This is a genomic window from Vannielia litorea, from assembly GCF_018424695.1.
Classification (GTDB): domain Bacteria; phylum Pseudomonadota; class Alphaproteobacteria; order Rhodobacterales; family Rhodobacteraceae; genus Vannielia; species Vannielia litorea_A.
Genome location: NZ_QTNQ01000035.1, coordinates 1 through 21368, shown reverse-complemented (window position 1 = coordinate 21368; position 21368 = coordinate 1). Strand labels below are relative to the sequence as shown.

The window sequence follows — 21368 nt, the reverse complement described above, 5'->3', positions numbered from 1 at the left end:
TTGCCGCGGTGCCGCAATAGCAAGCACCGGCGGGCGGCGCATGGGGTGCCCCCGGAAAGGAAAGCACGAACAGATGTCCGAACTGCGGCAAATCGCGATGGAAAGCAAAGCCTGGCCCTTCGAAGAGGCACGGGCCGTGCTCAAACGCATCGAGAAGTCGCCGCCGGAAAAGGGCTACGTGCTGTTCGAAACCGGCTACGGCCCCTCCGGCCTGCCGCACATCGGCACCTTCGGCGAAGTTCTGCGCACCACCATGATCCGTCGCGCCTTCGAGGTGATTTCCGACATGCCGACAAAGCTCATCTGCTTTTCGGATGACATGGACGGCATGCGCAAGGTGCCCGGCAACGTCCCAAACCAGGAGCGCATGGCCGAAGACATGCAGCGCCCGCTGACCTCCGTCTTCGATCCCTTCGAAACCCACGAGAGCTTCGGCCACCACAACAACGCCATGCTCCGGCGCTTTCTCGATACCTTCGGCTTCGACTACGAGTTCATCTCCGCCACCGAGTTCTACGCCTCGGGCCGCTTCGACGATGTGCTCAAGCGCGCCGTTGAGCGCTATGACGATGTGATGAAGGTCATGCTGAAGAGCCTCCGTGAAGAGCGCCAGCAAACCTATTCGATCTTCCTGCCGATCCACCCCGAAACCGGCCGGGTGCTCTACGTCCCGATGAAGCACGTGGACGCCAAGGAGCACACGATCACCTTCGACGATGAGGATGGCCGCGAGTGGACCCTGCCGGTGACGGGCGGCAACGTGAAGCTGCAGTGGAAGCCCGATTTCGGCGCCCGCTGGGCCGCGCTGGACGTCGATTTCGAGATGTATGGCAAGGACCACTCCACCAACACCCCGATCTACGACCGGATCTGTGAAATTCTCGGCGGCAAGAAGCCCGAGCACTTCACCTATGAGCTGTTCCTCGACGACAAGGGCCAGAAGATCTCCAAGTCGTCCGGCAACGGCATCTCCATCGACGAGTGGCTGACCTATGCCGCGACCGAGAGCCTCAGCTACTTCATGTATCAGAAGCCCAAGACGGCCAAGCGCCTGCATTGGGACGTGATCCCCAAGATGGTGGACGAATACCACCAGCAGCTCCGCGCCTTCCCCGAGCAAGACGCCAAGGCGCAACTCGCCAACCCGGTCTGGCACATCCACGGGGGCAAGCCGCCTGTTTCGAACATGGTGGTGCCCTTCTCGATGCTGCTCAACCTCGCCTCCGTGTCCGGTGCGCAGGACAAGGAAACCCTTTGGGGTTTCATCCGCCGCTATGCGCCCGGGGCCGAGCCCGAAACCCACCCCGACCTCGACGCGGCGGCCGGTTTCGCTGTGAAGTATTTCGAAGATTTCGTCGCCCCCACCCGCCAGTTCCGCGCGCCCAGCGAGCCCGAGCGCGAGGCGCTGGAGGCGCTGCGCGGCAAGCTCGCCGCATGGGACGGCGGGCAGGATGCCGAGGGTCTCCAAGGTATCGTCTACGAGGTGGGCCGCGAGCGGTTTGATCCGATGCGCGATTGGTTCAAGGCGCTCTACCAGGTGCTGCTGGGGGCCGATCAGGGTCCGCGCTTTGGGGGCTTCATCGCGCTCTACGGGGTCGATGAAACCGTGGCGCTCATCGACAAGGCGCTGGCGGGCGAGCTGGTCTGATTTGCCGAAATCCTGCGCTGGGCTATCTTCCTTGAGGTCAAGGGAGGTAGCTTCATGCGTGTTCTGGCAATCGTTCTCACCCTTCTGCTCGCCGCGCCCGCAGCGCAGGCGCAGGAGGCGGGCGCAATTCCCGACGTGATCGGTCGCCAGCTGGAGGCCCTCGAGGCCGACGATTTTGCCCGCGCCTTTACCTTCGCCAGCCCGATGATCCAGGGGATGTTCGGCACGCCCGAGAACTTCGGCGCGATGGTGAAGCGGGGCTACCCCATGGTGCACCGCCCCGATGCGGTGACCTTCGGCACCCAGCGCGCGGAGGGAGAAAGCATCTACCAGACGGTGACGATCCGCGACGCCCAAGGGCGCTATCACGCACTGGAATACGAGATGATCCCCGATGGCGCGGGCGGTTGGCTGATTGATGGCGTCAGCTTCATCCCCGCACCCGACGTTTCGGCCTGACCTGCGCGCGCCAAGGTTACCAACCTTTTAACCTTCCCCCGTAAACACGTCTGCGCACCGGCACCGTGCCGGACCATTCCGCATATCGAATGACAATCGAGACCTGCCTCGCCACGCGCGGCGGGTGCCGGGTGGTGGCCGCCTGCCATGAGCGGTCCAGAGCAGACAAAGGGGTTTTGCGATGAACAAGGCAATCACCGACGGAATCGTCTTCATGCCGCCGCCATTATCGGGCGGGCTGGACGTGTGGTCCAAGGGCGATGGCACGCCGGGCAGCGCCACCTATGATGGCGATCCGAACGCGGCACTGGTACCGTCCGACGCCGATTTTGCCGGATGCCTTGAGCTGAACAAGACGACCGGAACTCAGAAGATCCGCTATATGGGCGAAACGCCCATCCTGCCGGGCTGCTACCTCAAGGTAACGGCGCGGGTGAAGGCGGTTGCGGGCAACCTGCCCTCGGTGCGCATCGCCGCCTGGGCCGGTGGCGCGGGCAGCAACCACGTGACAGGGCTGGATGAAACGGGCCCCACCGTCAACCTCAGCTCCTACGGCGAGGTGGTGGAGGTTTCGGCCATCATCGGCACCGCCAGCCGCACCGGCGTGCACATGCCTTGGACGACCGATGTGCTCTATGCCCATGTCGGCCTCGATCTCACCGGGCCCAACGGCGGCACGGTTCGCATCGACGACCTGGTGGTGGAAGATATCACCTCCGCCTTCCTGCGCGACATGATGGATTGGGTCGATGTGCGCGACTTTGGCGCGGCAGGTGATGGCGTGACCGATGACACCGCCGCCTTCAACGCCGCCGACAATGCTGCCAACGGTCGCGCTGTGCTGGTGCCGGAGGGCACCTATTACCTCGGCAGCACTGTCACCATGGACAACCCCGTCCGCTTTGTCGGGACGCTGGTGATGCCGGCCAACCGGCGCCTCTCGCTGAAGAAGAACTTCGACCTGCCCACCTATATCGACGCCTTCGGCGACGAGCGGCTGGCTTTCGAGAAGGCGGTGCAGTCGCTGTTCAACTTCAACGACCATGACAGCCTCGACATGGGCGGACGCAAGGTGGACCTCACCGAACCGATCGACATTCGCGCCGCCATCGACAACCAGGATGCCTTCCTGATCCGCCGGGTCATCCGCAATGGCCAGTTTCAAGCCTCGTCCTCGACAGCCTGGGATGACACCGTCGTCACCTCGCAGGCCACCTACACCACCTCCGACAGCAAGCGGCTCACCGGCGTCACCAATGTGGCCAACATCGAGATCGGCAGCCTGGTGACCGGGGCAGGCGTGGGCCGCGAGGTTTACGTGAAGTCCAAGAATGTGGGCGCGCAGACGGTGACACTCTCGAAGTCCCTCTACGGCGCGGCAGGCACCCAGAACTTCACCTTCACCCGCTTCAAGTACATGCTCGACTTCTCCGGCATGGTGAACATGGACAAGTTCGTCTTCGCCGACATCGAGTTTCAGTGTTCGTCCAAGGCCTCGGGCATCATGCTGCCGCAGGACGGGCTCAACTTCCACATCCGCGACTGCTTCATCACCACGCCTAAGGACAGGGGCATCACATCAATCGGTGGCGCCTGCCAGGGCATGCAGCTCGACCGCTGCCAGTTTCTCTCCAAGGAAGGCAGTTCCGACGTGCAGGATCGGACGACCATTGCCGCCAATATCAACTCCAACGATGCCAAGATCCGCGACTGCCGCGCGGTGCGCTTCCTGCACTTCCTCGTGCTCGGCGGCTCCAACTACATCATCCAAGGCAACCACTGGTTTCAGGGCGACAGCGTCAACCAGGGACTGCGCTCGGCGGGGATCGTCTTCACCTCGGTCAACGTGTCCTCGACGATCAACTCGAACTATGTCGACAACAGCTTCATCGAGCACACCAACGAGCACGACGCCACGCCCGATTACAACTCGGGCTACTCCTTCGGCGCGCTGACGATGCAGAACAACATCTTCTTCTGCACCAACGCCGCGCCGTGGTTCAGCTTCATCGTTATCAAGCCGTTCGGGGCCGGCCATTTCATCCACGGTCTGACGGTGACGGGCAACACCTTCAAAACGGTGAACGGCTCCATCGACCGGGTGGAGCAGGTGGACGAAAGCTACGCCGGCTTCGATTACGGGCGCTTCCGCAACATCCAGTTCCATTCCAACACCTTCAACGGGGTGAACCAGATGACAGTGAGTCCGGTGCTGCTGCAATTCGACCAGAACACCGCCGCCAAGACCTGGACGCTGAACTTTGGTGATTACATGCCCTTCGGGGGCCGGGTGCGGAACGTTCAGAGCGTGGTCGCCGAAAACTCTATCGACCTGTCCGGCGGCGGCAAATTGTGGTCGATGCCCTACGTCCGGGTCGAGCGTGGGGCGAGTCAGCAGGAGGTGGATCTGGAGTGGGAAAGCGCCTGCACCGGGCGCGTGCAGATCACCGGCCGGGTCGACAATCCCAACTGACCGGACACAGCGCGCGGTTCCGCGTTACCCGCCTTGGAGCCGCGCGCTCAGCCCCAAATCCTGCGGCGTGAGCCGGAACGCCTTGCCGAACCCGCCGTTCAGGAAGGCCCCCTGCACATCGAGCGCGACAAACCCGAAATCGCCGAAGTCGATGTAGAGCTTCGCCTTCGGATGACTCTCCAGCCATCTCGCGCGCAGGGCCGCATGATCCTCGCTCTCCCGCGCCACAAAGCGCGCGCGGCACTGCAGCGAAAGGCGCGGGTGGGTCAGCGGGTCTCCCTTCGGGCCCGGCTCGCCCACCATCAGCGAACAGGCCGGCTCCGCGCGCAACGCGCTCGTATGGGCCGACAGCGATGATACCAGCGTCACCGGTCCGCCGCCTGCATCGATGCCCACCGCGATCCGGCTCACCATCGGCATCCCGCCCTCCAGCACTCCCAGCGCGCCAAAGCGGGCGTCGTCCAGCAGGCCCCGTGCAAGGCGGCGGGCGTCTTCGTCGGTCGGGCGTATCGGGTCCGTGTCGGGCATGATGATTCAGGTCAAGGCGGCGTCTGTCGCGGCACATTATCCTGAGGCGGACAGCAAAGTTAAGGAGGGCTTCCGCATGTATTCCACCATCCTCGTTCCCATCGCCTTCGAAGAGGCGCGTGACAGCAACGCCGCACTCGAACTGGCCGAGGCGCTTCTGGCCCCCGGCGGCACCATCACCGCGCTCCACGTGGTAGAGGAGGTGCCGAACTATGCCTCCACCTACGTCGACGAGGCGCTGATGACCGAAGCGCGCAAAAGCGTGGAAGAGGCGCTCACCGCCAAGCTGGGCACCCACGCCACCGTCACCCCCCGCGTCGTTACCGGCCATTCCGGTCGCACCATCCTCGAGGAGGCCGAGAGCATGGGCGCCGATCTTATCGTCATCGCCTCGCACCGCCCCGGGCTTCAGGATTATTTCCTCGGCTCCACGGCGGCCCGTGTGGTGCGCCACGCCAAATGCTGCGTCCACGTGATCCGGTAGGGCGGGGCTTGTCCCGCCACGCCCTTTCGCTACGCTGAGGGCAGCCAGGGAGGAGGACCCCATGCCAACCATCACCACCGACGCCACCCGCCAGACGGTGCTGACCACCTTCGAGGTCACGCCGGGCACCTGCGAAGACGTGCTCGACGCGCTGAAAGCCGCCTATGCCGAGGTGATCTCCAAACAGCCCGGCTTCATCGCCGCCGCGCTCCATGTGAATGACGCGCAGACGCGGATCGCCAATTACTCCCAATGGGAGAAACGCGAGGATTTTCAGGCCATGCTGCGCACCCCGGAGATGCGCAAGCGCAACCGCGCGATCCACGCCGAGGTCAAGAGCTTCGAGCCGGTGATGATGGACGTGGCGGCGGTGTTCTGATGCGCTGGCTCGCACTCCTGCTGCTGGCCAGCCCCGCCATGGCCGATCCGGTCGGCATCACGCCCGATGTGATGTCGGTGACCGTAGAAACCCCCTCCGGGCCGGTCGAGATTGCCCGCGAGCAAGACAACGCGGCGGTGATCGAGGGCGACTTTGCACAAATCGCGCGCCCGTGCCCCAACTTCTGCATCCAGCCCATGGTGCCCGCCCCCGGCGTCACCCCAATCGGCGAGCTGGAGCTGATGGAGTTTCTGCAAGACCCGGAGGCCGTGGTGATCGACGGGCGCATCCGCCCCGAGTTCGAGGCCGGCACCATCCCCGGCGCCGTCTCCGTGCCCTACACCGAGGCCGCCGACCGGCTGGGCGCGCTCGGCTGCGAGCCAGACTTCGACGGCTGGATCTGCGAAGGCGAGCACCCGCGCGTCGCGCTGTTCTGCAACGGCCCCTGGTGCGGCCAAAGCCCCACGGCAGCGCGCCGAATGATCGAAGCCGGCTACCCCGCGGAGCTGATCCACTACTACCGCGGCGGGATGCAGATGTGGCGGATGCTGGGGCTGACGGTGGTGCCCGGCGCGTAAGGCGGGGCGCTCTGCCGCAGCCTCTTAAAACCCGCAGCCCCGGCCCCTACCTGTCCTCCAAAGCCACAGGCAAAAAGGACAGCCCATGAACTGCCCCCACTGCAACATCCCCCTCTCCATGGCCGACCGCACCGGCATCGAAATCGACTTCTGCCCCCAATGCCGCGGCATCTGGCTGGACCGTGGGGAACTGGACAAGATCATCGAACGGGCAAGCCAACCGCTCGGCGGCGATAGCGGTGCCCGCTACGACCAGGGCGCCGTGCGGAGCCGCGACTGGGACGATGACGACGAGGACGACGATTATCGGCGGTATGGCAAGGGCGGCGACGACCGGTATCGCGGGAAGCGTAAGAAGAAGGGCGTGGGCGCGATGCTGGGGGATATCTTTGATTTCTAGTGAACCAAGTCAAGATTTCAATGAAAAACGAATTGGTATCACCGCAACCGCAATGAGCAACAACGCGCTAGCCAAAGAGAAGGTGAGGCCAAGCCCTGAAACCACCAAGGGGAATGAACTCGTTTCATTTTCCATTGTTGAGCTGATGCAGAACACTTGCGCAGAGAAAACCACTGCCAGTATCGTAAGTGGTATCAGAGCACTCCAACACGCGGCGAAGAAGCGGATGACGGCGTGTCCGTATCCGCTTGAGTAGCCTGCAGATTTGTGCGTTAGGGCGTCCAGCCACGCCCCCGACCCTTTCATATGAACCATTCTCATGTTTGGCTGTTCTGAGCCCGTGGTGCTGAAAAGATCGTAACGCATTTTCTGAACCGCTATGATGTCCAGAAAGATAATGACGTAAAGGGTCGCAAGAACGCCCAAGACCAGTGTGCACAATTCGGTTAAGTATGGCACTTCAGAAATCTTGAAACCTAGGTATTCGGCGCCCGCTAGTGAGCTTTCTACTGTTGCGACAGAGAATATGCTGAAAGCAAATAGACCCGCTATGAGTCTTCCAATTACTCTTTCCATGTTCGATTGAACGTCGCACAACCTCTGGAGATAATCGTCGTTCATAAAGAATTGGTTGCGCGTTGCTTCGACATAGAAGCCAAAGTTTGCACGTCGCATCAATGTGCCCCAAAAAACTTTCGGTGGAGCGGGCCTCACTTCAGATTCGGTAGAAATCTGATCTTGGTTCCCTTGATCGCTCATTGCCTCCCCCGCCTCTTAACATTCCCCCCACGCTGCCCCGGCCGCCCGGCCGTCGACCGCCCGGAAGCCTTCTTCCCGGCCTCCACCGCAGCCTCCACCGCCGACTGTCGAGCCAGCGGGTCGTTCGACACGACCAAATCCACCGCCTCCAGCCGTTTCACCTCGTCGCGCAGTCGGGCGGCCTCCTCGAACTCCAGGTTCTCAGCCGCCTTGCGCATCTGCTCCCGCAGCCCGTCGAGGTGCGCTTGCAAGTTCGCCCCGGTCCCGACCGAATCCACCTTCGCCGTCACCCGGTTCATGTCCACGTCGCCCTTGTAGAGCCCGGCCAGCACGTCCTCGACGTTCTTCTTCACCGTCTCCGGGGTGATCCCGTGTTCCTCGTTATAGGCCATCTGCTTGGCCCGCCGCCGGTCGGTCTCGCGCATCGCGCGCTCCATCGAACCCGTCACACGGTCGGCATACATGATGACCCGGCCATCGGCGTTCCGCGCGGCCCGGCCCACCGTCTGGATCAGCGAGGTCTCCGAGCGCAGGAAGCCCTCCTTGTCGGCATCCAGAATGGCCACCAGCCCGCATTCCGGAATATCCAGCCCCTCGCGCAGCAGGTTGATCCCGATCAGCACGTCGAAGGCCCCGAGCCGCAAATCGCGCAGGATCTCGATGCGCTCCAGCGTGTCGATGTCCGAGTGCATGTAGCGCACCTTGATGCCCTGCTCGTGCAGATACTCGGTCAGGTCTTCGGCCATCCGTTTGGTCAGCGTCGTCACCAGCGTCCGATAGCCGCGCGCCGAGACCTGCCGGATCTCGTCCATCACGTCATCCACCTGCGTATCCACCGGCCGGATCTCGATCACCGGGTCCAGCAGCCCCGTGGGCCGGATCACCTGCTCCACAAATACCCCGCCCGATTGCTCCAGCTCCCAAGCGGCGGGCGTGGCCGAAACGAACACCGACTGGGGCCGCATCGCGTCCCATTCCTCGAACTTGAGCGGGCGGTTGTCCATGCAGCTCGGCAGGCGGAAGCCATGTTCGGCCAGCGTGAACTTGCGCCGGTAGTCGCCCTTGTACATGCCTCCTATCTGGGGCACCGACACGTGGCTTTCATCCGCGAAAACGATGGCATGGTCGGGGATGAACTCGAAGAGTGTGGGGGGCGGCTCGCCCGGCGCGCGGCCCGTCAGGTAGCGCGAATAGTTCTCGATCCCGTTGCAGACGCCGGTGGCCTCCAGCATCTCGATGTCGAAGTTGGTGCGCTGCTCCAGCCTCTGAGCTTCCAGCAGCTTGCCTTCGCCCACTAGCTGGTCGAGCCGCTGGCGCAGCTCCTTCTTGATGCTCACAATCGCCTGCTGCATCGTCGGCTTCGGCGTCACGTAGTGCGAGTTGGCGTAAATCCGCACCTTCTCCATCGTCCCGCCCTTCTCGCCGGTCAGCGGGTCGAACTCGGTCAGGCTCTCCAACTCCTCCCCGAAAAAGCTCAGCCGCCAGGCGCGGTCCTCAAGGTGCGCCGGCCAGATCTCCAGCGCGTCGCCGCGCACCCGGAAGGTGCCGCGCTGGAAGGCCTGATCGTTGCGCTTGTATTGCTGGGCGATCAGGTCGGCGATCACCTTGCGCTGGTCGTAGTCGTTGCCAACATGCAGATCCTGCGTCATCGCGCCGTAGGTTTCGACCGAGCCGATGCCGTAGATGCAAGACACGGAGGCGACGATGATCACGTCATCGCGCTCCAGCAGCGCCCGGGTGGCCGAGTGGCGCATCCGGTCGATCTGGTCGTTGATCTGGCTTTCCTTCTCGATATAGGTGTCCGAGCGCGGCACATAGGCCTCGGGCTGGTAGTAGTCGTAGAACGAAACGAAGTATTCCACCGCGTTGTCGGGGAAGAACCCCTTGAACTCGCCATAGAGCTGGGCCGCCAGCGTCTTGTTCGGCGCGAGGATGATCGCCGGGCGCTGGGTTTCCTCGATCACCTTTGCCATGGTGAAGGTCTTGCCCGTGCCGGTGGCGCCCAGCAGCACCTGATCGCGGTCGCCGTTCTTCACGCCTTCCGACAGCTCGGCAATCGCCGTCGGCTGGTCGCCCGCCGCCGAGAACTCGGTGTGCATGACCAGCTTCTTGCCCCCCTCCAGCTTCTCCCGCGTCTTCACGTCAGGGGCAGGGGAGTGCAAAACCGGCGGATGGCTCTCCGAGCCGTCGTTATGGGCGTAAGGCATGGGCAGGCTCCTTCATCAGGTCTAAGTTGTGCCATCACCGCCCGGTGTAAAGACCCCATGCTGACAACGAACTGTCAGGAGCCGTCAGGAGGCCCCATGCCCTACCGCCCCTTCGCCCACTTCATCTCGGCCTGTTTTGCCGGAATGGGGCTGTGCCTGTTGGTCACACCGGGCCTTTTCTTCTGGGTCTTCGGCCTGCCAGCTGAGCCGGGGGCGACAGTGATGGCGCGCCGCGCCGGGGTGATCTACTTCGGTGTCGCGGGGTTTGCCGCGCTCTCCGCCGGTGCACAGGGGCGGGCGGCGCAACGGGTGCTGCCGCTCTGCGTGATCGGCATCATGCTGGCCATGGCGGCACTCGGGGCGGTGGAGGTGCTGCGCGGGGCGGCAGGCCCACGGCTATTCCTGGGTGTGGTGACAGAGCTGGCACTGGCCGGGCTCGGCTGGGCCACGCTGCGCCGGCTCGCCCGGGCCTAGGCGGGGCAGGGCATTTTCAACGCATCGCCCTTGCGCCGACCCCCCGTTTTGCCACATATATCAACCGCATCAGACAGGAGACCTGCCCCATGCGCGCCCGCATCTACCAGCCCGCCCGCAATGCCATGCAATCCGGCACCGCCAAGACTAAGGGTTGGGTGCTCGATTATGGCCCGTCGGAGAGCCGCGAGCTTGATCCGCTCATGGGCTGGACCGGCTCGGGCGACACGCAGGCGCAGGTTCGGCTGCGGTTTTCCACCAAGGAAGAGGCGCTGGACTATGCCAAGGAGCATGGCATCGACGCCGTGGTGACAGAGCCGCACAAGCGCAAGCCCAACATCCGCCCCGGCGGCTACGGCGAAAACTTCTCGACCTCCCGCCGCGAGCCCTGGTCGCACTAAGAAAAGCGCTCTCGCGTCCGGTTGGCGAAGCCCACCAGCGAAAGCATCACCGGCACCTCCACCAGCACGCCCACAACCGTGGCCAGTGCCGCGCCCGAGTTGAGCCCGAAGAGCGAGATCGCCACCGCCACCGCCAGCTCGAAAAAGTTCGACGTGCCGATCAGCGCGCAGGGCGCGGCCACCCGGTGCGGCACCTTCAGGGCGAAAGCGGCGGCATAGGCCAGCGCGAAGATTCCGTAGCTTTGCAGCACGATCGGCACCGCAATCAGCGCAATCACCTCAGGGCGGGCGAGGATGGTGCCGCCCTGAAGCGCGAAAAGGATCGCCACCGTCGCAATCAGCCCGATCACCGACCACGGCTTCACCCTGTTCTGAAACGCCTCGATCCGCTGGGGCGTGGACAGTCGTTTGCGCGTGAGCACCCCGGCGACCAACGGCAGCAGCACGAAGAGCACCACCGAAAGCAGCAGGGTTTCCCACGGCACCTCGATATCTGTCACGCCCAGCAGGAAGACAACGATGGGGGCGAAGGCAAAGACCATCACCACGTCGTTCACGCTCACCTGCAACAGCGTGTAGCTCTCGTCGCCCTTGGTGAGCTGGGACCAGACAAACACCATCGCCGTGCAGGGCGCCGCCCCCAACAGGATCAGCCCGGCTGTGTATTGCGCCGCATCCTCCGGCGCGATCCACGGGGCAAAGACATGGTCGAAGAACAGCACCGCCAGCAGCGCCATGGTGAAAGGCTTGATCAGCCAGTTCACCGCCAGGGTGATCGCCAGCCCCTTGGGCTGCTTCACCGCCGTCTTCAACGCCGCAGGGTCTACGCCCACCATCATCGGGTAGACCATTGCCCAGATCAGCACGGCCACCACGAGGTTGACCCGCGCCACCTCCGCCGCCGCGACGAGTTCCACCAGCCCCGGCAAGGCCGCGCCAAGCGCAATGCCGCCCGCCATGGCCAGCGCGACCCAGAGGGTCAGATACCGCTCGAAAACGCTCATGCCGCCACCGCCTCCGCGTCCAGTCGGCCAGAGAGCAGGGCGGCCAGTGCCACCATCGCGGCAGCGGTGCCGAGTACCAGCGCCAGCCCGCCGATCTGGTAGGTCAGCCCCGAGAGCACCGTGCCCAAGAGCCGCCCGCCCGCGTTGGCCATGTAATAAAAGCCAACATCCATCGTCACTCGCTCCGACTTGGTGAAGGCGAGGATCAGGTAGCTGTGCAGTGAGGAGTTGACGGCAAAGAGCGCGCCGAACACCAGCAGCCCGGCCACCAGCGTGCCCGTCAGCCACGGCTGCGGCCCGGGCGCGGCCAGCACGGCGGCGGTCAGCGCGGCAGGCACGAGGCACAGCGCCCCGGCCCAGCCCCGCGCCGCCCGCACCAGCTCTGCCTCATCCCGCGCGGAAGCCCGCAGCAGCTTCGGCGCTGCCGCTTGCACCGCGCCATAAAGGATCACCCAGACGGCCATGAAAGTGCCGATCATGAAGAAGGCCGCGCGATTGCCCGCCTCGGTCCCGTCCGAAAGCACCGCGTAGAAGTAGATGGGAATGCCGACGACGAACCACACATCCCGCGCCCCGAAGAGGAAGACGCGGGCGGCGGAAAGCCAGTTGATGTTGGCCGATTTCGAGAACACTTCCGAGAACTTCGCCCCCTTGCGCCCCGTGGGCAGGCCAGACGGCATCACCGCCACGATCACCGCCAGGATCGCCCCCAGCACAACCGCCATCGCCAGCACCGCCCCGGTAAAGCCGATCACTGCCAGCAGCGCCGCCCCAAGCAGAAAGCCCACCCCCTTCACCGCGTTCTTGGACCCGGTCAGCACCGCCACCCAGCGAAAGAGCCCGCCCTTTTCGCTCGGCGCCAGCAGCTTCGCCGCAGACTTGGACGACATCTTCGCCAAGTCCTTCGCCACGCCGCTCGCGCCCTGCACGCACATCACGAAGGCCACCGAGGCCCCCACCGCCCAGCCCGGGTCGAGCAGCGTCAGCGCCAGCAACGCAACCACCTGAAGCCCGAGCCCCGCATAGAGCGTGCTCACCAGCCCGAAGCGCGCGGCGATCCACCCGGCGGAAAGGTTCGTGACCATCCCGGCGATCTCGTAGAGCACGAAGAGATAGGCCAACTGCACCGGTGAAAAGCCCAGCGTGTGAAAGTGCAGCAGCACCAGCATCCGCAGCGCGCCATCCGTCAGCATGAAAGCCCAGTAGGCCGCCGTGACGGCGATATAGGCAGAAAGCCCCTCCGGCTTGCTCACAAGGAGGCTCCCACCATCATCGCCACATCCACCAACCGGTGCGCATAGCCCATCTCATTGTCGTACCACGCGTAGACCTTCACCTGCGTCCCGTTCACCACCATGGTCGAGGGCGCATCGACGATGCTGGACCTCTGGTCATTGGTGTAATCTGTCGAAACCAGCGGGCGCGTCTCATAGCCCAGAATGCCCTTCAACTCCCCCTCCGAGGCCGCGCGGAACATCTCGTTCACCTCCTCTGCCGTGGTCTCGCGCTCCACCTCGAACACGCAGTCGGTCAACGAAGCATTCAGCAGCGGCACCCGCACCGCATGGCCGTTCAGCCGCCCCTTCAGCTCGGGGTAGATCAGCGTGATCGCAGTGGCGCTGCCCGTGGTCGTCGGGATGAGCGAGTTCAGCGCCGACCGCGCACGGCGCAGGTCTTTCGCGGGCCGGTCCACGATGGTTTGCGTGTTGGTCACATCATGGATCGTAGTGATCGAACCATGCCTGATGCCAAGCCCCTCGTGAATCACCTTCACCACCGGCGCGAGGCAGTTGGTGGTGCAGGAGGCTGCGGTGATGATGGAATGCGTTGCCGGGTCATAGCTCTCGTCATTCACCCCGATCACGATATTCGCCGTCGGCCCGTCCTTCACCGGGGCCGACACTACCACCTTCTTAACGCCCGCCTCGAAGTAGGGTGCCAGCTTGGCCTCGCTCTTGAACACGCCGGTGCAGTCGATCACCACGTCAACGCCCTCAAGCGGCAACTCGCCCAAGTCGCGTGTGCCGATGAACGGCAGCCGCACGCCATCAATCGTCACGCTCTCCTCATCACTCGCAAATTCCGCACCCCAGCGCCCGTGCACCGTGTCGAACTCCAGCAGATGCGCGTGCATCGCCGCATCGCCCACCGCGTCGTTGATCCAGGCAATCTTCGCGCCCTTCTCCAGCAGCGGCTTCAGGGCAAGCTTTCCGATCCGGCCAAGGCCGTTTACTGCATAGGTGGTCATCCGGCGTGGTCCTCTTTCTCGCGGCCAATTTCGTCGACAGCCGATTGCAGCGCGATCCGGTCCAGCGTGGCCAGCGGAAGGGCGGTGAAGGCGGTGATCCGGTGCTTCAGCGCGCCGTAGGCCTGCCGAAAAGCCAGCGCCTTCTCTGCCTCTGTGCCCTCCCGCTTCACCGGGTCTTCCATGCCCCAGTGGCCCGAAATCGGCTGCCCCTCCCAGGCCGGGCACTCCTCGTTGGCGGCCTGGTTGCAGACGGTGAAGACAAAGTCGAGCGGCGGCGCGTCGGGGCCGGTGAACTCGCTGACGTTTTTTGCCCTGAGCAACGTTACGTCATGCCCTTTCTCCTCCAGCAGCCGCACCGCAAAGGGGTTCAGCTCAGACTGCGGGCGCGTTCCGGCGGAAAACACGTTGAACCGATCCACCCCCATCTCGCGCAGCAGCGTTTCGGCAAAGATCGAGCGGGCGGAATTTCCGGTGCAGATGAACAGCACGTTGTACTTGCGGTCAGCCATTGGCGTGGCTCCTTCAGTGAGCAGGTCAGGGAAAGTGGCGCAAAGGTCGGGACGGCCCCGGCAGCAGTCGAGCAGCAGATACTCGAACGTCTGTCGCACGCCCGCCATGTTGATCGCATAGAGGAGCGATGTGCCCGCCCGCCGCTGGGTAATGAGGTCCACGCCCTGAAGTGCCGAAAGATAGGCGCTGAGCGTGCTGGCCTTCAGCCCCAGCGCCTGCCCGATCTCCCCGGCAGGCAGGCTGTCTGGGTAGCGGCGCATCAGCAGCCGGAACAGCGCCAGCCGCTGTGGGTGGCCGAGGGTCGTGAGGCGGTCGGGAATCTCTTTTTCCATAATTCATGAATATGCGAAATAAGAGGCAACCCCAAGTGAAACTTTCATGACACCCCGCCCCGCGTTGACCGGCCCGTTTCGCCGGGCTATCCCGCTTCCAGCGGTCCCGTAGCTCAACTGGATAGAGCAGCTGACTTCTAATCAGCAGGTTCGGGGTTCGAGTCCTCGCGGGATCGCCACCCTATTCCTAAGTGACTGATTTCCTGCGATCTTTCGGAGAAGTTGGAACCGGGTTGGAACTTTCCGTTCCCGCTATGATCTTCCGATGATCCGCCGACTTGCTGTAGTGGTCTGCTTCAGCCTCGGTTTCGTGGCCAAGGATCGCCATGCGCTGATCCTTCGATGCGCCGTTCTCGCGGAACATCGCGGCCCGCAGCTTGCGCAGGCCGTGGGCAGTCTTTCCGTCGTCCAGCCCGGCCGCACGGCAGGCACGAGCGAACCACTGCGTTGCTGCCTTGGGCGAGCGCGGGCGACCACCTTTCGTGGCAAGGTAGGTCAAAGCATTCGGCGCGTGCTTCATGCACTCCGCCAGCCACGCATCCCCCTCATACCAATCCGGCCCTGGCACGAGAAACGGGCAGGTGGCGAACGTCTGGCTTTTGGCCCGGCGATAAGTCAGCCACCCGTCTCGACTCACGTTGCCCGGCCCAAGCGCGCAAGCATCGCCTATGGCGGCGCAGGTGCGATAGATCAGCTCCATGGCCATGCGCTGCGGCGTCTCGACGGGCCAGTGCGCCCGAAAGGCGGCAAGGTCATCCCGCGTCCATGGCGTGTGCCCACCTGTTCGGGGTGCGCGAACTGAGGCAACGTCTCGGGCCGGGTCCGCGTCGATCAACCCCTTTGCAACCCAGAAGCGGCAGGCAGCGCGCCAGACCTTCAGGCGGTTGTTTGCGGGGTTCGGAGGCAGCTTCGCCAGATCCTGCCGGATGTGCCGGGACCGCAGACCGGCGATGGGCAGCGAACCATATTCCCGGCGCAGCTTGTCCGCGATGCGGCGGCGGTTCTCACGGGTGGCCCTGGCGAGCCCCAGGTATTCGTCGCTGGCGAGGTAGGCTACGATACCGGCGCCGATGGTGCCGGTCACCGGGCGCTCAACTGGCTCAGTCCCGGCGGCGGATATGTATGCCCTCAGGAACTCAGGATGGTTCGGCGGCAGATCGGGCATGGCGAAGCCTTTCTGGCCCTTGGGGCGGTAGTAGAAGCGCTGGTTCCCGCTCCGAAAGAAGCCTGACGGGTTCAGGTGCTTCAATCGGATGCCCCCCCGAACTTTGCGTCCCATGCATCCTCTCCGTTTTCGGGGGATGCTACGGGGGCGGTGTCACCCTTGGCAAGCAGCCGGATGGTTCCCTTTCGTGGGCATACCTCCACCATGGCGCCGACGCGCTCGGCAACCCGCCATGCGCGCTCAAGCTCGGCTTCGGTGAAGACGGGCGCTCCCATCACGGTCTCCGTAGGGTTTCGCATTGGCCATGCTGATGAGCACATCGGCGTGGCAGGGGTCGCCCAGGCGGCAGAAGCACGCGAGCGGGCGGGCGCTGAGCTCTTCGCAGCGGGGCGAGAGGAAGACGGGCATGCTCACACCTCCGGCAGGGGCGGCCATCAGGAAGCTCCTTCATGCTCAGGGGGCGCGACCGCGCGGTTTGAAATCGCTGCATTGCGGCGGAGAACTTTTGCCGACTTCCCTTGAGCGACGGATAGTTCTGTCGTCGTGCATAGGTTGTATGCAGTAGTATGTTGAGGAAGACCGCGCATTACCAAGGATTCAAGATTGTGTCTGCAGCTCATTATCCCGCTGTGATTCATGGAGCCGATGAGAATGGTCAGTGGGTGGTGGAGGTGCCTTGTGCCAACGTTCGCGGAGTTGCCAGCTCTCTTAGGACGGCGCTCACCCGAGCTACCGCTGAGTTGCAGGACAAGGTCGATACTCTCGCCTCGGCAGGCGAGGTTCTTCCGGTACCCGGGTACAGCGGCAGGAAACCGCAGGCAGGTGCCATCTCCACCTTCTTGTCGGTGCTGGCGCCAAGTGACGGTGAAGCGCTTATGATCACGATCCCACACGAGATCCTTGAGGAGATCGACAGGCGTTCTGAAGATCGCGAGGAATTCATCATCGAAGCCCTGCGGCAGCGTCTCGGACCCATCCGGACGCCTGATGGACGACGATAGATGTGACACGCTGCTCGCCCGTCTTCGATGTGCGAGGCTCGATGTGAGCAGGACTATGCCAACGTCGCTCATTCCGTCACCCTCAGTGCCTTGTTTGCGATCTTGCGCGCTTCCCTAATGCTCTCGCGGTTGGCGATCTGGCCGAGATAGCGCCGCGCGACCCGAAGCTTGTCGGCGCTACTTTCTGCCAGCGGTTGGGGCGGTTTGCTCCGCGCCTTCTGAACCGCCAGAGCGATGATGCCCGCAGCGCCCGCCAGGCCGCCGATGATGAAGCCGAGCCCGAACATCAGGCGGCCACTGCGCCAAAGAGGTCGGGCGGCGCGTAGTCTGCGGCGATTGCTTCCATGACGGCGATCTGCCTGTCCGCTTCGGCCTGTGTCATCCGTCCATCAGCGACCCAGCGAGGGTAGACGCGCCTCCGCAGCTCTGCCTCGCGCCTCGCCGCCTCATGCTTCTGCAGATCGGTGAAGTGCATCAAACCAGTCCTTTCTCTTCAGCGAGGCCCCGGCGAAGCGTGAGCGTGCCGGTGTCCTCGTCGAACTCGCATGCCGACTTGGGTAGCCAGGTCGGCTCGGCTTCGCCCGTGTCGAGAAGCCAGGCTCCGGGCGTCTGGTGGACGAGGCGGGCTTCGAGATCGATCAGGTCGGAGCGCATCAGTCCGCCCTCTCCTGCGCCCGGTAGGCTTCGAACTCTTCCTCGAGCTCGGCGAACATCTCGGGCGCGACCGTCTTCATCTGATCCAGCTGGGCACTGTAGAGATCGACGACATCGGCGACGCTACCAGCGTCCATGAGGTCTCGCTTGATCATGTTCAGGAGCCCGCGGAATTGCTCAGGGTCGGGGGCGTTCCCGCCAGACGGCGCAGACACAGCCTTGGGCACAAACCCCTCGGCAGGTTCTTCTTTTGCCGGTGTCGGGTCCTCGGCTTTCGCCGCCTGAGCCTTCGCGACCTCTTCCTTGAGGCGATCCGTGCCCCAGCGTCCGTCCGGCTTCTCACCGGTCTGGCGCTCGAAGTCGGCGCGGAGGGCTTCGAGCTCAGCCTGCCCTTCATCGTCTTCGGGCTCTTCCTCGTCCGCGGGCACGACCTCGGCATCCTCGGGCTCTGCCTGGCTTTCCGGCTTCCGGTCCTGGGCGTGCATGGCCGCGTAGTCGTCGGGCGTCACGTCCTTCATGCCGAGCTCGATCTCGACCTGGGAGGGCACGCCAACCATGACCTCCGGGCAGTAGAGGCGGATGAGGAATGTGGCCGAGCGGTAGCGCAGCATCTGCTCCGGCATCGACTGGTACTTGCTGTTCTTCGTCCAGCCCTCGGCCTTGGCCATGGCCATGTCGCAGGTGACCTGGACGCGCTTGCCCGTGGCCGCCAGCTCGGCGAAGGCAGTGACCGAGAGCTCGCCACCCTTGCCCTCGACCTCCCAGCTGATCGGGTTCTTGAAAACACCGTGCTGGTTGGCCTTGCCGATCATGTAGGAGGCAGACCAGCCGGGTTTGCCGGACACGAAGTAGATGTTCTGGGCCACTGTCAGCGGGTCTTCGTTAAGCCGCGCGGCCATGTTCATGATGAGAACGCCGTTGGCGATGGCGGTCTCCTGAGAGCCCTTGCGCAGGTGGTCGGGGAAGAGCGGCGAGAGGGCCAGCATCTTGCCGACGCGTTGCATGTGATCGAACGACGTCGGGTCCATCAGGAGGGACGGGGCAGAGACTTTGGCGGGGAGGTTCATGGTTGGGCTTCCTTGTGTGGTGTTACTTGGATTGCGGCGTCTTCGCCTGCTCGTAGGCCAGGTTCAGCGCCAGCTTCATTTCGTCGTCGGCCTCGCGAATTGCCTCGCGGTAGGCCGTGCGTATCTCCGACCATGTCGCGGCGGGTGAGACCCCGAGAACCTCGTGCCACGGCTTCGGCAAAGACTGGGGTCCGGGCATCTCAATGTGTGCGTCTGGCGGAGGCAGGGCGGCAAAACCGGTGAAGGCCCGGTCGAGCATTTCCTTGGAGCCCCAGCGCTCGATGCCGCGCATCGCCTCGATGGTCTTGGCGATGGCCCGCATGTTCTTCCAGACCCGATCATATTGGTCGCAGGCAAAGCAGACCCTGTCGCCGTTCCGTTCGAAGTAGACAGCGACACCAGGGTCGTCCGGCTCGCGGGCGTTGGCATAGACGCCGCCATCGCGGCGCACCGGCTTGTTGGTGGAGACGACAACCTGCCGCCCGCCCATCCGGGCAATCTCGTCGCGCATGTGTTTCTGCACCGCGTCCGGCGTGCCCTTGAAGGGCCCCCAGACACGCTGTGACGCGGGGGTGCGGCTGCGGCCTGCGGGCCATTGAAGGGGGTAGGCGTCTTCCATCACGCCATCACCTTCCGTTCGGTGACCGTGATGCCGGGCACCGGGTCGGCGGCGTGGTCGTAGCCCGTGGCGCGCACATCGGCGGTGGCGAGACGTTGGAGCAATGCCTTGACCTCAGGGTGGTCGCGGTAGTGGAGGAAGAGGACGTTGATGTTCACGACCTCGACTTCTTTCACCGTCCGCATCGACATGGTCCGCCCGGCGCCGGAGGCGCTGCGCACCCGCGTATCGGGTGCCTTCTGCGCTTCCTTGGCAGCCTTTTCCGCCGCCTTCGCCTTCTCTTCGGCCTCGACCTGGGCGGAGATGTCGCCGGATGCCTCGGCCTCGCGCAGAGCCCTCTCGGCGGCCGCTGCCTCGCGCCGGGCTTCATCTTCGGCCTTCCGCTTCGCCTCGGCCTCACGGCGCGCCTTCGCCTCAACGTAGGCGCCGAGCTTGGGCTTGAGCGCATCGGCCGCGCGCTGCAGCTTCGTCAGGATCGGCGAATAGGCTGCTTGAACCGCCTTGCCCGCGTCATCGTGCGGCTTCTTCGCCGCTTTCCGAGCCCCGTCGACCTTCTTGTAGAGCCCGCGCAAGCCGTCGAGCTGGTCAGTCACCTGTGCGGCATGCTCCTCGGTCTCGATCTTCTCGAGGCCGAGCCATTGCTGGGTGACGGCCAGGAATTCGTCGGCCTTGCTCTTGTGCTCGGAGAGGGCTTCCGGATCGTAGGGCGGGGGATTGTTATGGCCAATCCCGGCTTCGTTGGCGTCGAGCATCACAGAACTCCTTGGGGTGGGGTGGGCGCGTTGGAAAGGTCGATCCGCTGGCGGGCGTCGAGCATGCGGCTGTCGCGGAGGCGGTAATCGACCAGGTGATCGAACTCGCGCCGGGTGATGGGCGTGAGGTATGTCCAGTGGTTGGCCGGATCCCCGCCATCGAGGCCCTCGACCTCGATGCGCATGATCTCGTCGCAGGTGAGTTCGCCCGTCGCCGGATCAATCTCGCGCTCGATGTAGATGCGGACAGGCACCCAAGGGCCGTTCTTGACGAGCCGGCGCTTGAACCAGCCACACTCTGGCAGGCCGTCGTGGCGCGGTGGGTTCTCACCTGCGAGCGCGGCGCGGTGCCAGGCGTAGAGCTGCGAGAGGGAGGAGGGTTGGCGGATCATGCTTCCACCCCCTCGGCTTCGAGCGCATCGGCCACGATCCGGGAGCGCTTTCCAGCCAGCTTCGCGGCCTCGACCTTCCGCCAATCGTCAGCCGCCTTGCGAGCCTTCATCGGGGTCTCGCCCCGGAATACGAAGTGCAGGTTGCCGATCATGGCGACGGGCGGCCGCTGTGGGTCCGTCATGCAGGTGTAGACGTGGATCGGGAGCTCGGTGAGCTTGACCTTGGCCATCAGCATGCCCCGCAGGAGTGGATGGCGGAGTAGTGGGCGGCGTTCGCCATGGCCTTTGTGACCAGGGTGCCGATCAGCAGGCCCATCGCGATGCCGATGGCCAGCGCGAGGATGAAGCGACGGCGGAGCCGCCGGACCTCGACCAGCCGAGGATCGGGCATGTAGGCGAAGGTCGCGTCTGTGCGGGGCAGGCTCATGCGAACACCTCGACTGGCTGAGGGTTTTCGCAGATAGCTTTGAGCGCGATCATCGCAGAGAACTGGCGCACCCGGTAGCGGATGACCTGCGGAACGTGGCCGCCGAGAAAGAGGGTTTCGCGGCCATTCCAGCTCAGAGCCTCTGTCGCTTGCGCCGGCCCAATGTGCTCGTCCGCCGGGGTAACCCGCTCGCCCTTCATCATGTCGAAGGGGCTGTCGAACTTCCGGTGAATGACGGTGCCGAGCGGGACGGGTATGCCGCCGCCGCTATGCTCGATCCACGGCCCCCAGTGTTCCATCTCAGAAGCCTGCGCGTGCATTTGCAATCTCCTCACCGTGGTCGCGTGGTGCCCCGCAGGGCGGAAAAGGGCGCGCGGCGGGGCACCACGCGACCACGGTGAGGAGAT

General features: G+C 64.3%; 28 protein-coding genes and 1 tRNA gene. 11 read left to right on the top strand and 18 right to left on the bottom strand.

Annotated elements, in window-relative coordinates:
* Positions 1-73 precede the first annotated feature (73 nt).
* The 3 genes from DYI42_RS13115 to DYI42_RS13105 all read left to right on the top strand — a co-directional run bounded on the left by DYI42_RS13115 (position 74) and on the right by DYI42_RS13105 (position 4580).
* Positions 74-1648 carry a lysine--tRNA ligase gene (locus DYI42_RS13115; RefSeq protein ID WP_213546445.1) on the top strand — a complete coding sequence of 525 codons (1575 nt, stop codon included), beginning with the start codon at positions 74-76 and terminating at the stop codon, positions 1646-1648.
* 54 nt (positions 1649-1702) lie between these two features.
* Positions 1703-2107: a DUF4864 domain-containing protein gene (locus DYI42_RS13110; protein ID WP_213546443.1), complete on the top strand. Its 405-nt coding sequence runs from the start codon at positions 1703-1705 to the stop codon at positions 2105-2107.
* 181 nt (positions 2108-2288) lie between these two features.
* Positions 2289-4580 (top strand): glycosyl hydrolase family 28-related protein, encoded by a 2292-nt coding sequence (locus DYI42_RS13105; protein WP_213546441.1) that lies wholly within the window; start codon positions 2289-2291, stop codon positions 4578-4580.
* 24 nt (positions 4581-4604) lie between these two features.
* Here DYI42_RS13105 and DYI42_RS13100 read toward each other — a convergent pair whose 3' ends face one another.
* Entirely contained in the window at positions 4605-5108 is a 504-nt protein-coding gene (locus tag DYI42_RS13100) for a HugZ family pyridoxamine 5'-phosphate oxidase (protein ID WP_213546439.1), read from the bottom strand.
* A gap of 76 nt (positions 5109-5184) precedes the next feature.
* On the opposite strand from DYI42_RS13100, the gene DYI42_RS13095 reads away from it, so the two are divergent.
* From DYI42_RS13095 to DYI42_RS13080, 4 genes are all read left to right on the top strand, one after another.
* On the top strand, positions 5185-5592 hold the full coding sequence (locus DYI42_RS13095) for a universal stress protein (RefSeq protein ID WP_213546437.1): 408 nt from the start codon (positions 5185-5187) through the stop codon (positions 5590-5592).
* 61 nt (positions 5593-5653) lie between these two features.
* Positions 5654-5971: an antibiotic biosynthesis monooxygenase family protein gene (locus DYI42_RS13090; RefSeq protein ID WP_213546435.1), complete on the top strand. Its 318-nt coding sequence runs from the start codon at positions 5654-5656 to the stop codon at positions 5969-5971.
* A complete protein-coding gene (locus tag DYI42_RS13085; protein ID WP_213546433.1) occupies positions 5971-6549 on the top strand; it encodes a rhodanese-like domain-containing protein in 579 nt (192 codons plus the stop codon). Before DYI42_RS13090 ends, DYI42_RS13085 begins: the two co-directional genes overlap by 1 nt.
* An 85-nt stretch (positions 6550-6634) precedes the next feature.
* Positions 6635-6949 (top strand): zf-TFIIB domain-containing protein, encoded by a 315-nt coding sequence (locus DYI42_RS13080; protein WP_213546431.1) that lies wholly within the window; start codon positions 6635-6637, stop codon positions 6947-6949.
* A gap of 9 nt (positions 6950-6958) precedes the next feature.
* On the opposite strand, the gene DYI42_RS13075 is transcribed toward DYI42_RS13080, so the two are convergent.
* Both DYI42_RS13075 and uvrB read right to left on the bottom strand, forming a co-directional pair.
* A complete protein-coding gene (locus DYI42_RS13075) occupies positions 6959-7708 on the bottom strand; it encodes a hypothetical protein (RefSeq protein ID WP_213546429.1) in 750 nt (249 codons plus the stop codon).
* On the bottom strand, positions 7705-9915 hold the full coding sequence (gene uvrB, locus DYI42_RS13070; RefSeq protein WP_213546428.1) for an excinuclease ABC subunit UvrB: 2211 nt from the start codon (positions 9913-9915) through the stop codon (positions 7705-7707). Before uvrB ends, DYI42_RS13075 begins: the two co-directional genes overlap by 4 nt.
* A gap of 96 nt (positions 9916-10011) precedes the next feature.
* Here uvrB and DYI42_RS13065 point away from each other — a divergent pair, with 96 nt between their 5' ends.
* Entirely contained in the window at positions 10012-10389 is a 378-nt protein-coding gene (locus DYI42_RS13065; RefSeq protein WP_213546427.1) for a hypothetical protein, read from the top strand.
* A gap of 89 nt (positions 10390-10478) precedes the next feature.
* Positions 10479-10790 carry an ETC complex I subunit gene (locus tag DYI42_RS13060; protein WP_213546426.1) on the top strand — a complete coding sequence of 104 codons (312 nt, stop codon included), beginning with the start codon at positions 10479-10481 and terminating at the stop codon, positions 10788-10790.
* Here DYI42_RS13060 and arsB read toward each other — a convergent pair.
* From arsB to DYI42_RS13040, 4 genes are read right to left on the bottom strand one after another with little or no spacing between them, the layout of a single operon-like run.
* Complete coding sequence (gene arsB, locus DYI42_RS13055) at positions 10787-11794, bottom strand: ACR3 family arsenite efflux transporter (RefSeq protein WP_213546425.1); 1008 nt, start codon at positions 11792-11794, stop codon at positions 10787-10789. The genes DYI42_RS13060 and arsB overlap by 4 nt on opposite strands.
* A complete protein-coding gene (arsJ, locus tag DYI42_RS13050; protein ID WP_213546424.1) occupies positions 11791-13047 on the bottom strand; it encodes an organoarsenical effux MFS transporter ArsJ in 1257 nt (418 codons plus the stop codon). Before arsJ ends, arsB begins: the two co-directional genes overlap by 4 nt.
* Complete coding sequence (locus DYI42_RS13045) at positions 13044-14042, bottom strand: ArsJ-associated glyceraldehyde-3-phosphate dehydrogenase (protein ID WP_213546423.1); 999 nt, start codon at positions 14040-14042, stop codon at positions 13044-13046. The genes arsJ and DYI42_RS13045 overlap by 4 nt, the downstream gene beginning before the upstream one ends.
* Positions 14039-14884 carry an arsenate reductase/protein-tyrosine-phosphatase family protein gene (locus tag DYI42_RS13040; protein WP_213546421.1) on the bottom strand — a complete coding sequence of 282 codons (846 nt, stop codon included), beginning with the start codon at positions 14882-14884 and terminating at the stop codon, positions 14039-14041. The genes DYI42_RS13045 and DYI42_RS13040 overlap by 4 nt, the downstream gene beginning before the upstream one ends.
* Before the next feature lie 102 nt (positions 14885-14986).
* Between DYI42_RS13040 and DYI42_RS13035 the strand changes: the two genes are divergently transcribed.
* Positions 14987-15063: transfer RNA gene (locus DYI42_RS13035), tRNA-Arg, on the top strand.
* An 8-nt stretch (positions 15064-15071) separates the two neighbouring features.
* On the opposite strand, the gene DYI42_RS13030 is transcribed toward DYI42_RS13035, so the two are convergent.
* On the bottom strand, positions 15072-16133 hold the full coding sequence (locus tag DYI42_RS13030; RefSeq protein WP_213546419.1) for a tyrosine-type recombinase/integrase: 1062 nt from the start codon (positions 16131-16133) through the stop codon (positions 15072-15074).
* Positions 16134-16615: 482 nt separating this feature from the next.
* On the opposite strand from DYI42_RS13030, the gene DYI42_RS13025 reads away from it, so the two are divergent.
* Positions 16616-17050 carry a hypothetical protein gene (locus DYI42_RS13025; RefSeq protein WP_213546418.1) on the top strand — a complete coding sequence of 145 codons (435 nt, stop codon included), beginning with the start codon at positions 16616-16618 and terminating at the stop codon, positions 17048-17050.
* A 68-nt stretch (positions 17051-17118) separates the two neighbouring features.
* Here DYI42_RS13025 and DYI42_RS13020 read toward each other — a convergent pair whose 3' ends face one another.
* From DYI42_RS13020 to DYI42_RS12975, 10 genes are read right to left on the bottom strand one after another with little or no spacing between them, the layout of a single operon-like run.
* Entirely contained in the window at positions 17119-17337 is a 219-nt protein-coding gene (locus tag DYI42_RS13020) for a hypothetical protein (protein ID WP_213546417.1), read from the bottom strand.
* Positions 17337-17525, bottom strand: coding sequence for a hypothetical protein (locus tag DYI42_RS13015; RefSeq protein ID WP_213546416.1), 189 nt, complete (start codon positions 17523-17525; stop codon positions 17337-17339). The genes DYI42_RS13020 and DYI42_RS13015 overlap by 1 nt, the downstream gene beginning before the upstream one ends.
* Positions 17525-17704, bottom strand: a complete 180-nt coding sequence (locus tag DYI42_RS13010) for a hypothetical protein (RefSeq protein WP_213546415.1) — start codon at positions 17702-17704, stop codon at positions 17525-17527. Before DYI42_RS13010 ends, DYI42_RS13015 begins: the two co-directional genes overlap by 1 nt.
* Complete coding sequence (locus DYI42_RS13005; protein ID WP_213546414.1) at positions 17704-18771, bottom strand: hypothetical protein; 1068 nt, start codon at positions 18769-18771, stop codon at positions 17704-17706. The genes DYI42_RS13010 and DYI42_RS13005 overlap by 1 nt, the downstream gene beginning before the upstream one ends.
* A 22-nt stretch (positions 18772-18793) precedes the next feature.
* Complete coding sequence (locus DYI42_RS13000) at positions 18794-19390, bottom strand: J domain-containing protein (protein WP_213546413.1); 597 nt, start codon at positions 19388-19390, stop codon at positions 18794-18796.
* On the bottom strand, positions 19390-20142 hold the full coding sequence (locus DYI42_RS12995) for a hypothetical protein (RefSeq protein ID WP_213546412.1): 753 nt from the start codon (positions 20140-20142) through the stop codon (positions 19390-19392). Before DYI42_RS12995 ends, DYI42_RS13000 begins: the two co-directional genes overlap by 1 nt.
* Positions 20142-20534 carry a hypothetical protein gene (locus DYI42_RS12990; RefSeq protein WP_213546410.1) on the bottom strand — a complete coding sequence of 131 codons (393 nt, stop codon included), beginning with the start codon at positions 20532-20534 and terminating at the stop codon, positions 20142-20144. The genes DYI42_RS12995 and DYI42_RS12990 overlap by 1 nt, the downstream gene beginning before the upstream one ends.
* Positions 20531-20764 (bottom strand): hypothetical protein, encoded by a 234-nt coding sequence (locus DYI42_RS12985; protein ID WP_213546408.1) that lies wholly within the window; start codon positions 20762-20764, stop codon positions 20531-20533. Before DYI42_RS12985 ends, DYI42_RS12990 begins: the two co-directional genes overlap by 4 nt.
* Complete coding sequence (locus DYI42_RS12980; protein WP_213546406.1) at positions 20764-20961, bottom strand: hypothetical protein; 198 nt, start codon at positions 20959-20961, stop codon at positions 20764-20766. Before DYI42_RS12980 ends, DYI42_RS12985 begins: the two co-directional genes overlap by 1 nt.
* The gene (locus DYI42_RS12975; RefSeq protein ID WP_213546405.1) at positions 20958-21281 is read right to left on the bottom strand and encodes a hypothetical protein; all 324 of its coding nucleotides are present in this window, start codon (positions 21279-21281) and stop codon (positions 20958-20960) included. Before DYI42_RS12975 ends, DYI42_RS12980 begins: the two co-directional genes overlap by 4 nt.
* Positions 21282-21368 lie beyond the last annotated feature (87 nt).

Coding starts and splice junctions, on each gene's coding strand:
- DYI42_RS13095 (WP_213546437.1), top strand. CDS start 5,185: ATGTATTCCACCATCCTCGTTCCCATCGCCTTCGAAGAGGCGCGTGAC.
- DYI42_RS13025 (WP_213546418.1), top strand. CDS start 16,616: ATGTTGAGGAAGACCGCGCATTACCAAGGATTCAAGATTGTGTCTGCA.
- DYI42_RS13115 (WP_213546445.1), top strand. CDS start 74: ATGTCCGAACTGCGGCAAATCGCGATGGAAAGCAAAGCCTGGCCCTTC.
- DYI42_RS13015 (WP_213546416.1), bottom strand. CDS start 17,525: ATGCACTTCACCGATCTGCAGAAGCATGAGGCGGCGAGGCGCGAGGCA.
- DYI42_RS12980 (WP_213546406.1), bottom strand. CDS start 20,961: ATGAGCCTGCCCCGCACAGACGCGACCTTCGCCTACATGCCCGATCCT.
- DYI42_RS13090 (WP_213546435.1), top strand. CDS start 5,654: ATGCCAACCATCACCACCGACGCCACCCGCCAGACGGTGCTGACCACC.
- DYI42_RS13040 (WP_213546421.1), bottom strand. CDS start 14,884: ATGGAAAAAGAGATTCCCGACCGCCTCACGACCCTCGGCCACCCACAG.
- DYI42_RS13045 (WP_213546423.1), bottom strand. CDS start 14,042: ATGACCACCTATGCAGTAAACGGCCTTGGCCGGATCGGAAAGCTTGCC.
- DYI42_RS12975 (WP_213546405.1), bottom strand. CDS start 21,281: ATGCACGCGCAGGCTTCTGAGATGGAACACTGGGGGCCGTGGATCGAG.
- DYI42_RS13005 (WP_213546414.1), bottom strand. CDS start 18,771: ATGAACCTCCCCGCCAAAGTCTCTGCCCCGTCCCTCCTGATGGACCCG.
- uvrB (WP_213546428.1), bottom strand. CDS start 9,915: ATGCCTTACGCCCATAACGACGGCTCGGAGAGCCATCCGCCGGTTTTG.
- DYI42_RS13105 (WP_213546441.1), top strand. CDS start 2,289: ATGAACAAGGCAATCACCGACGGAATCGTCTTCATGCCGCCGCCATTA.
- DYI42_RS13020 (WP_213546417.1), bottom strand. CDS start 17,337: ATGTTCGGGCTCGGCTTCATCATCGGCGGCCTGGCGGGCGCTGCGGGC.
- DYI42_RS13065 (WP_213546427.1), top strand. CDS start 10,012: ATGCCCTACCGCCCCTTCGCCCACTTCATCTCGGCCTGTTTTGCCGGA.
- DYI42_RS12990 (WP_213546410.1), bottom strand. CDS start 20,534: ATGATCCGCCAACCCTCCTCCCTCTCGCAGCTCTACGCCTGGCACCGC.
- DYI42_RS12995 (WP_213546412.1), bottom strand. CDS start 20,142: ATGCTCGACGCCAACGAAGCCGGGATTGGCCATAACAATCCCCCGCCC.
- DYI42_RS13080 (WP_213546431.1), top strand. CDS start 6,635: ATGAACTGCCCCCACTGCAACATCCCCCTCTCCATGGCCGACCGCACC.
- DYI42_RS13000 (WP_213546413.1), bottom strand. CDS start 19,390: ATGGAAGACGCCTACCCCCTTCAATGGCCCGCAGGCCGCAGCCGCACC.
- DYI42_RS13010 (WP_213546415.1), bottom strand. CDS start 17,704: ATGCGCTCCGACCTGATCGATCTCGAAGCCCGCCTCGTCCACCAGACG.
- DYI42_RS13110 (WP_213546443.1), top strand. CDS start 1,703: ATGCGTGTTCTGGCAATCGTTCTCACCCTTCTGCTCGCCGCGCCCGCA.
- DYI42_RS13075 (WP_213546429.1), bottom strand. CDS start 7,708: ATGAGCGATCAAGGGAACCAAGATCAGATTTCTACCGAATCTGAAGTG.
- DYI42_RS13085 (WP_213546433.1), top strand. CDS start 5,971: ATGCGCTGGCTCGCACTCCTGCTGCTGGCCAGCCCCGCCATGGCCGAT.
- DYI42_RS13060 (WP_213546426.1), top strand. CDS start 10,479: ATGCGCGCCCGCATCTACCAGCCCGCCCGCAATGCCATGCAATCCGGC.
- arsB (WP_213546425.1), bottom strand. CDS start 11,794: ATGAGCGTTTTCGAGCGGTATCTGACCCTCTGGGTCGCGCTGGCCATG.
- DYI42_RS13100 (WP_213546439.1), bottom strand. CDS start 5,108: ATGCCCGACACGGACCCGATACGCCCGACCGACGAAGACGCCCGCCGC.
- DYI42_RS12985 (WP_213546408.1), bottom strand. CDS start 20,764: ATGGCCAAGGTCAAGCTCACCGAGCTCCCGATCCACGTCTACACCTGC.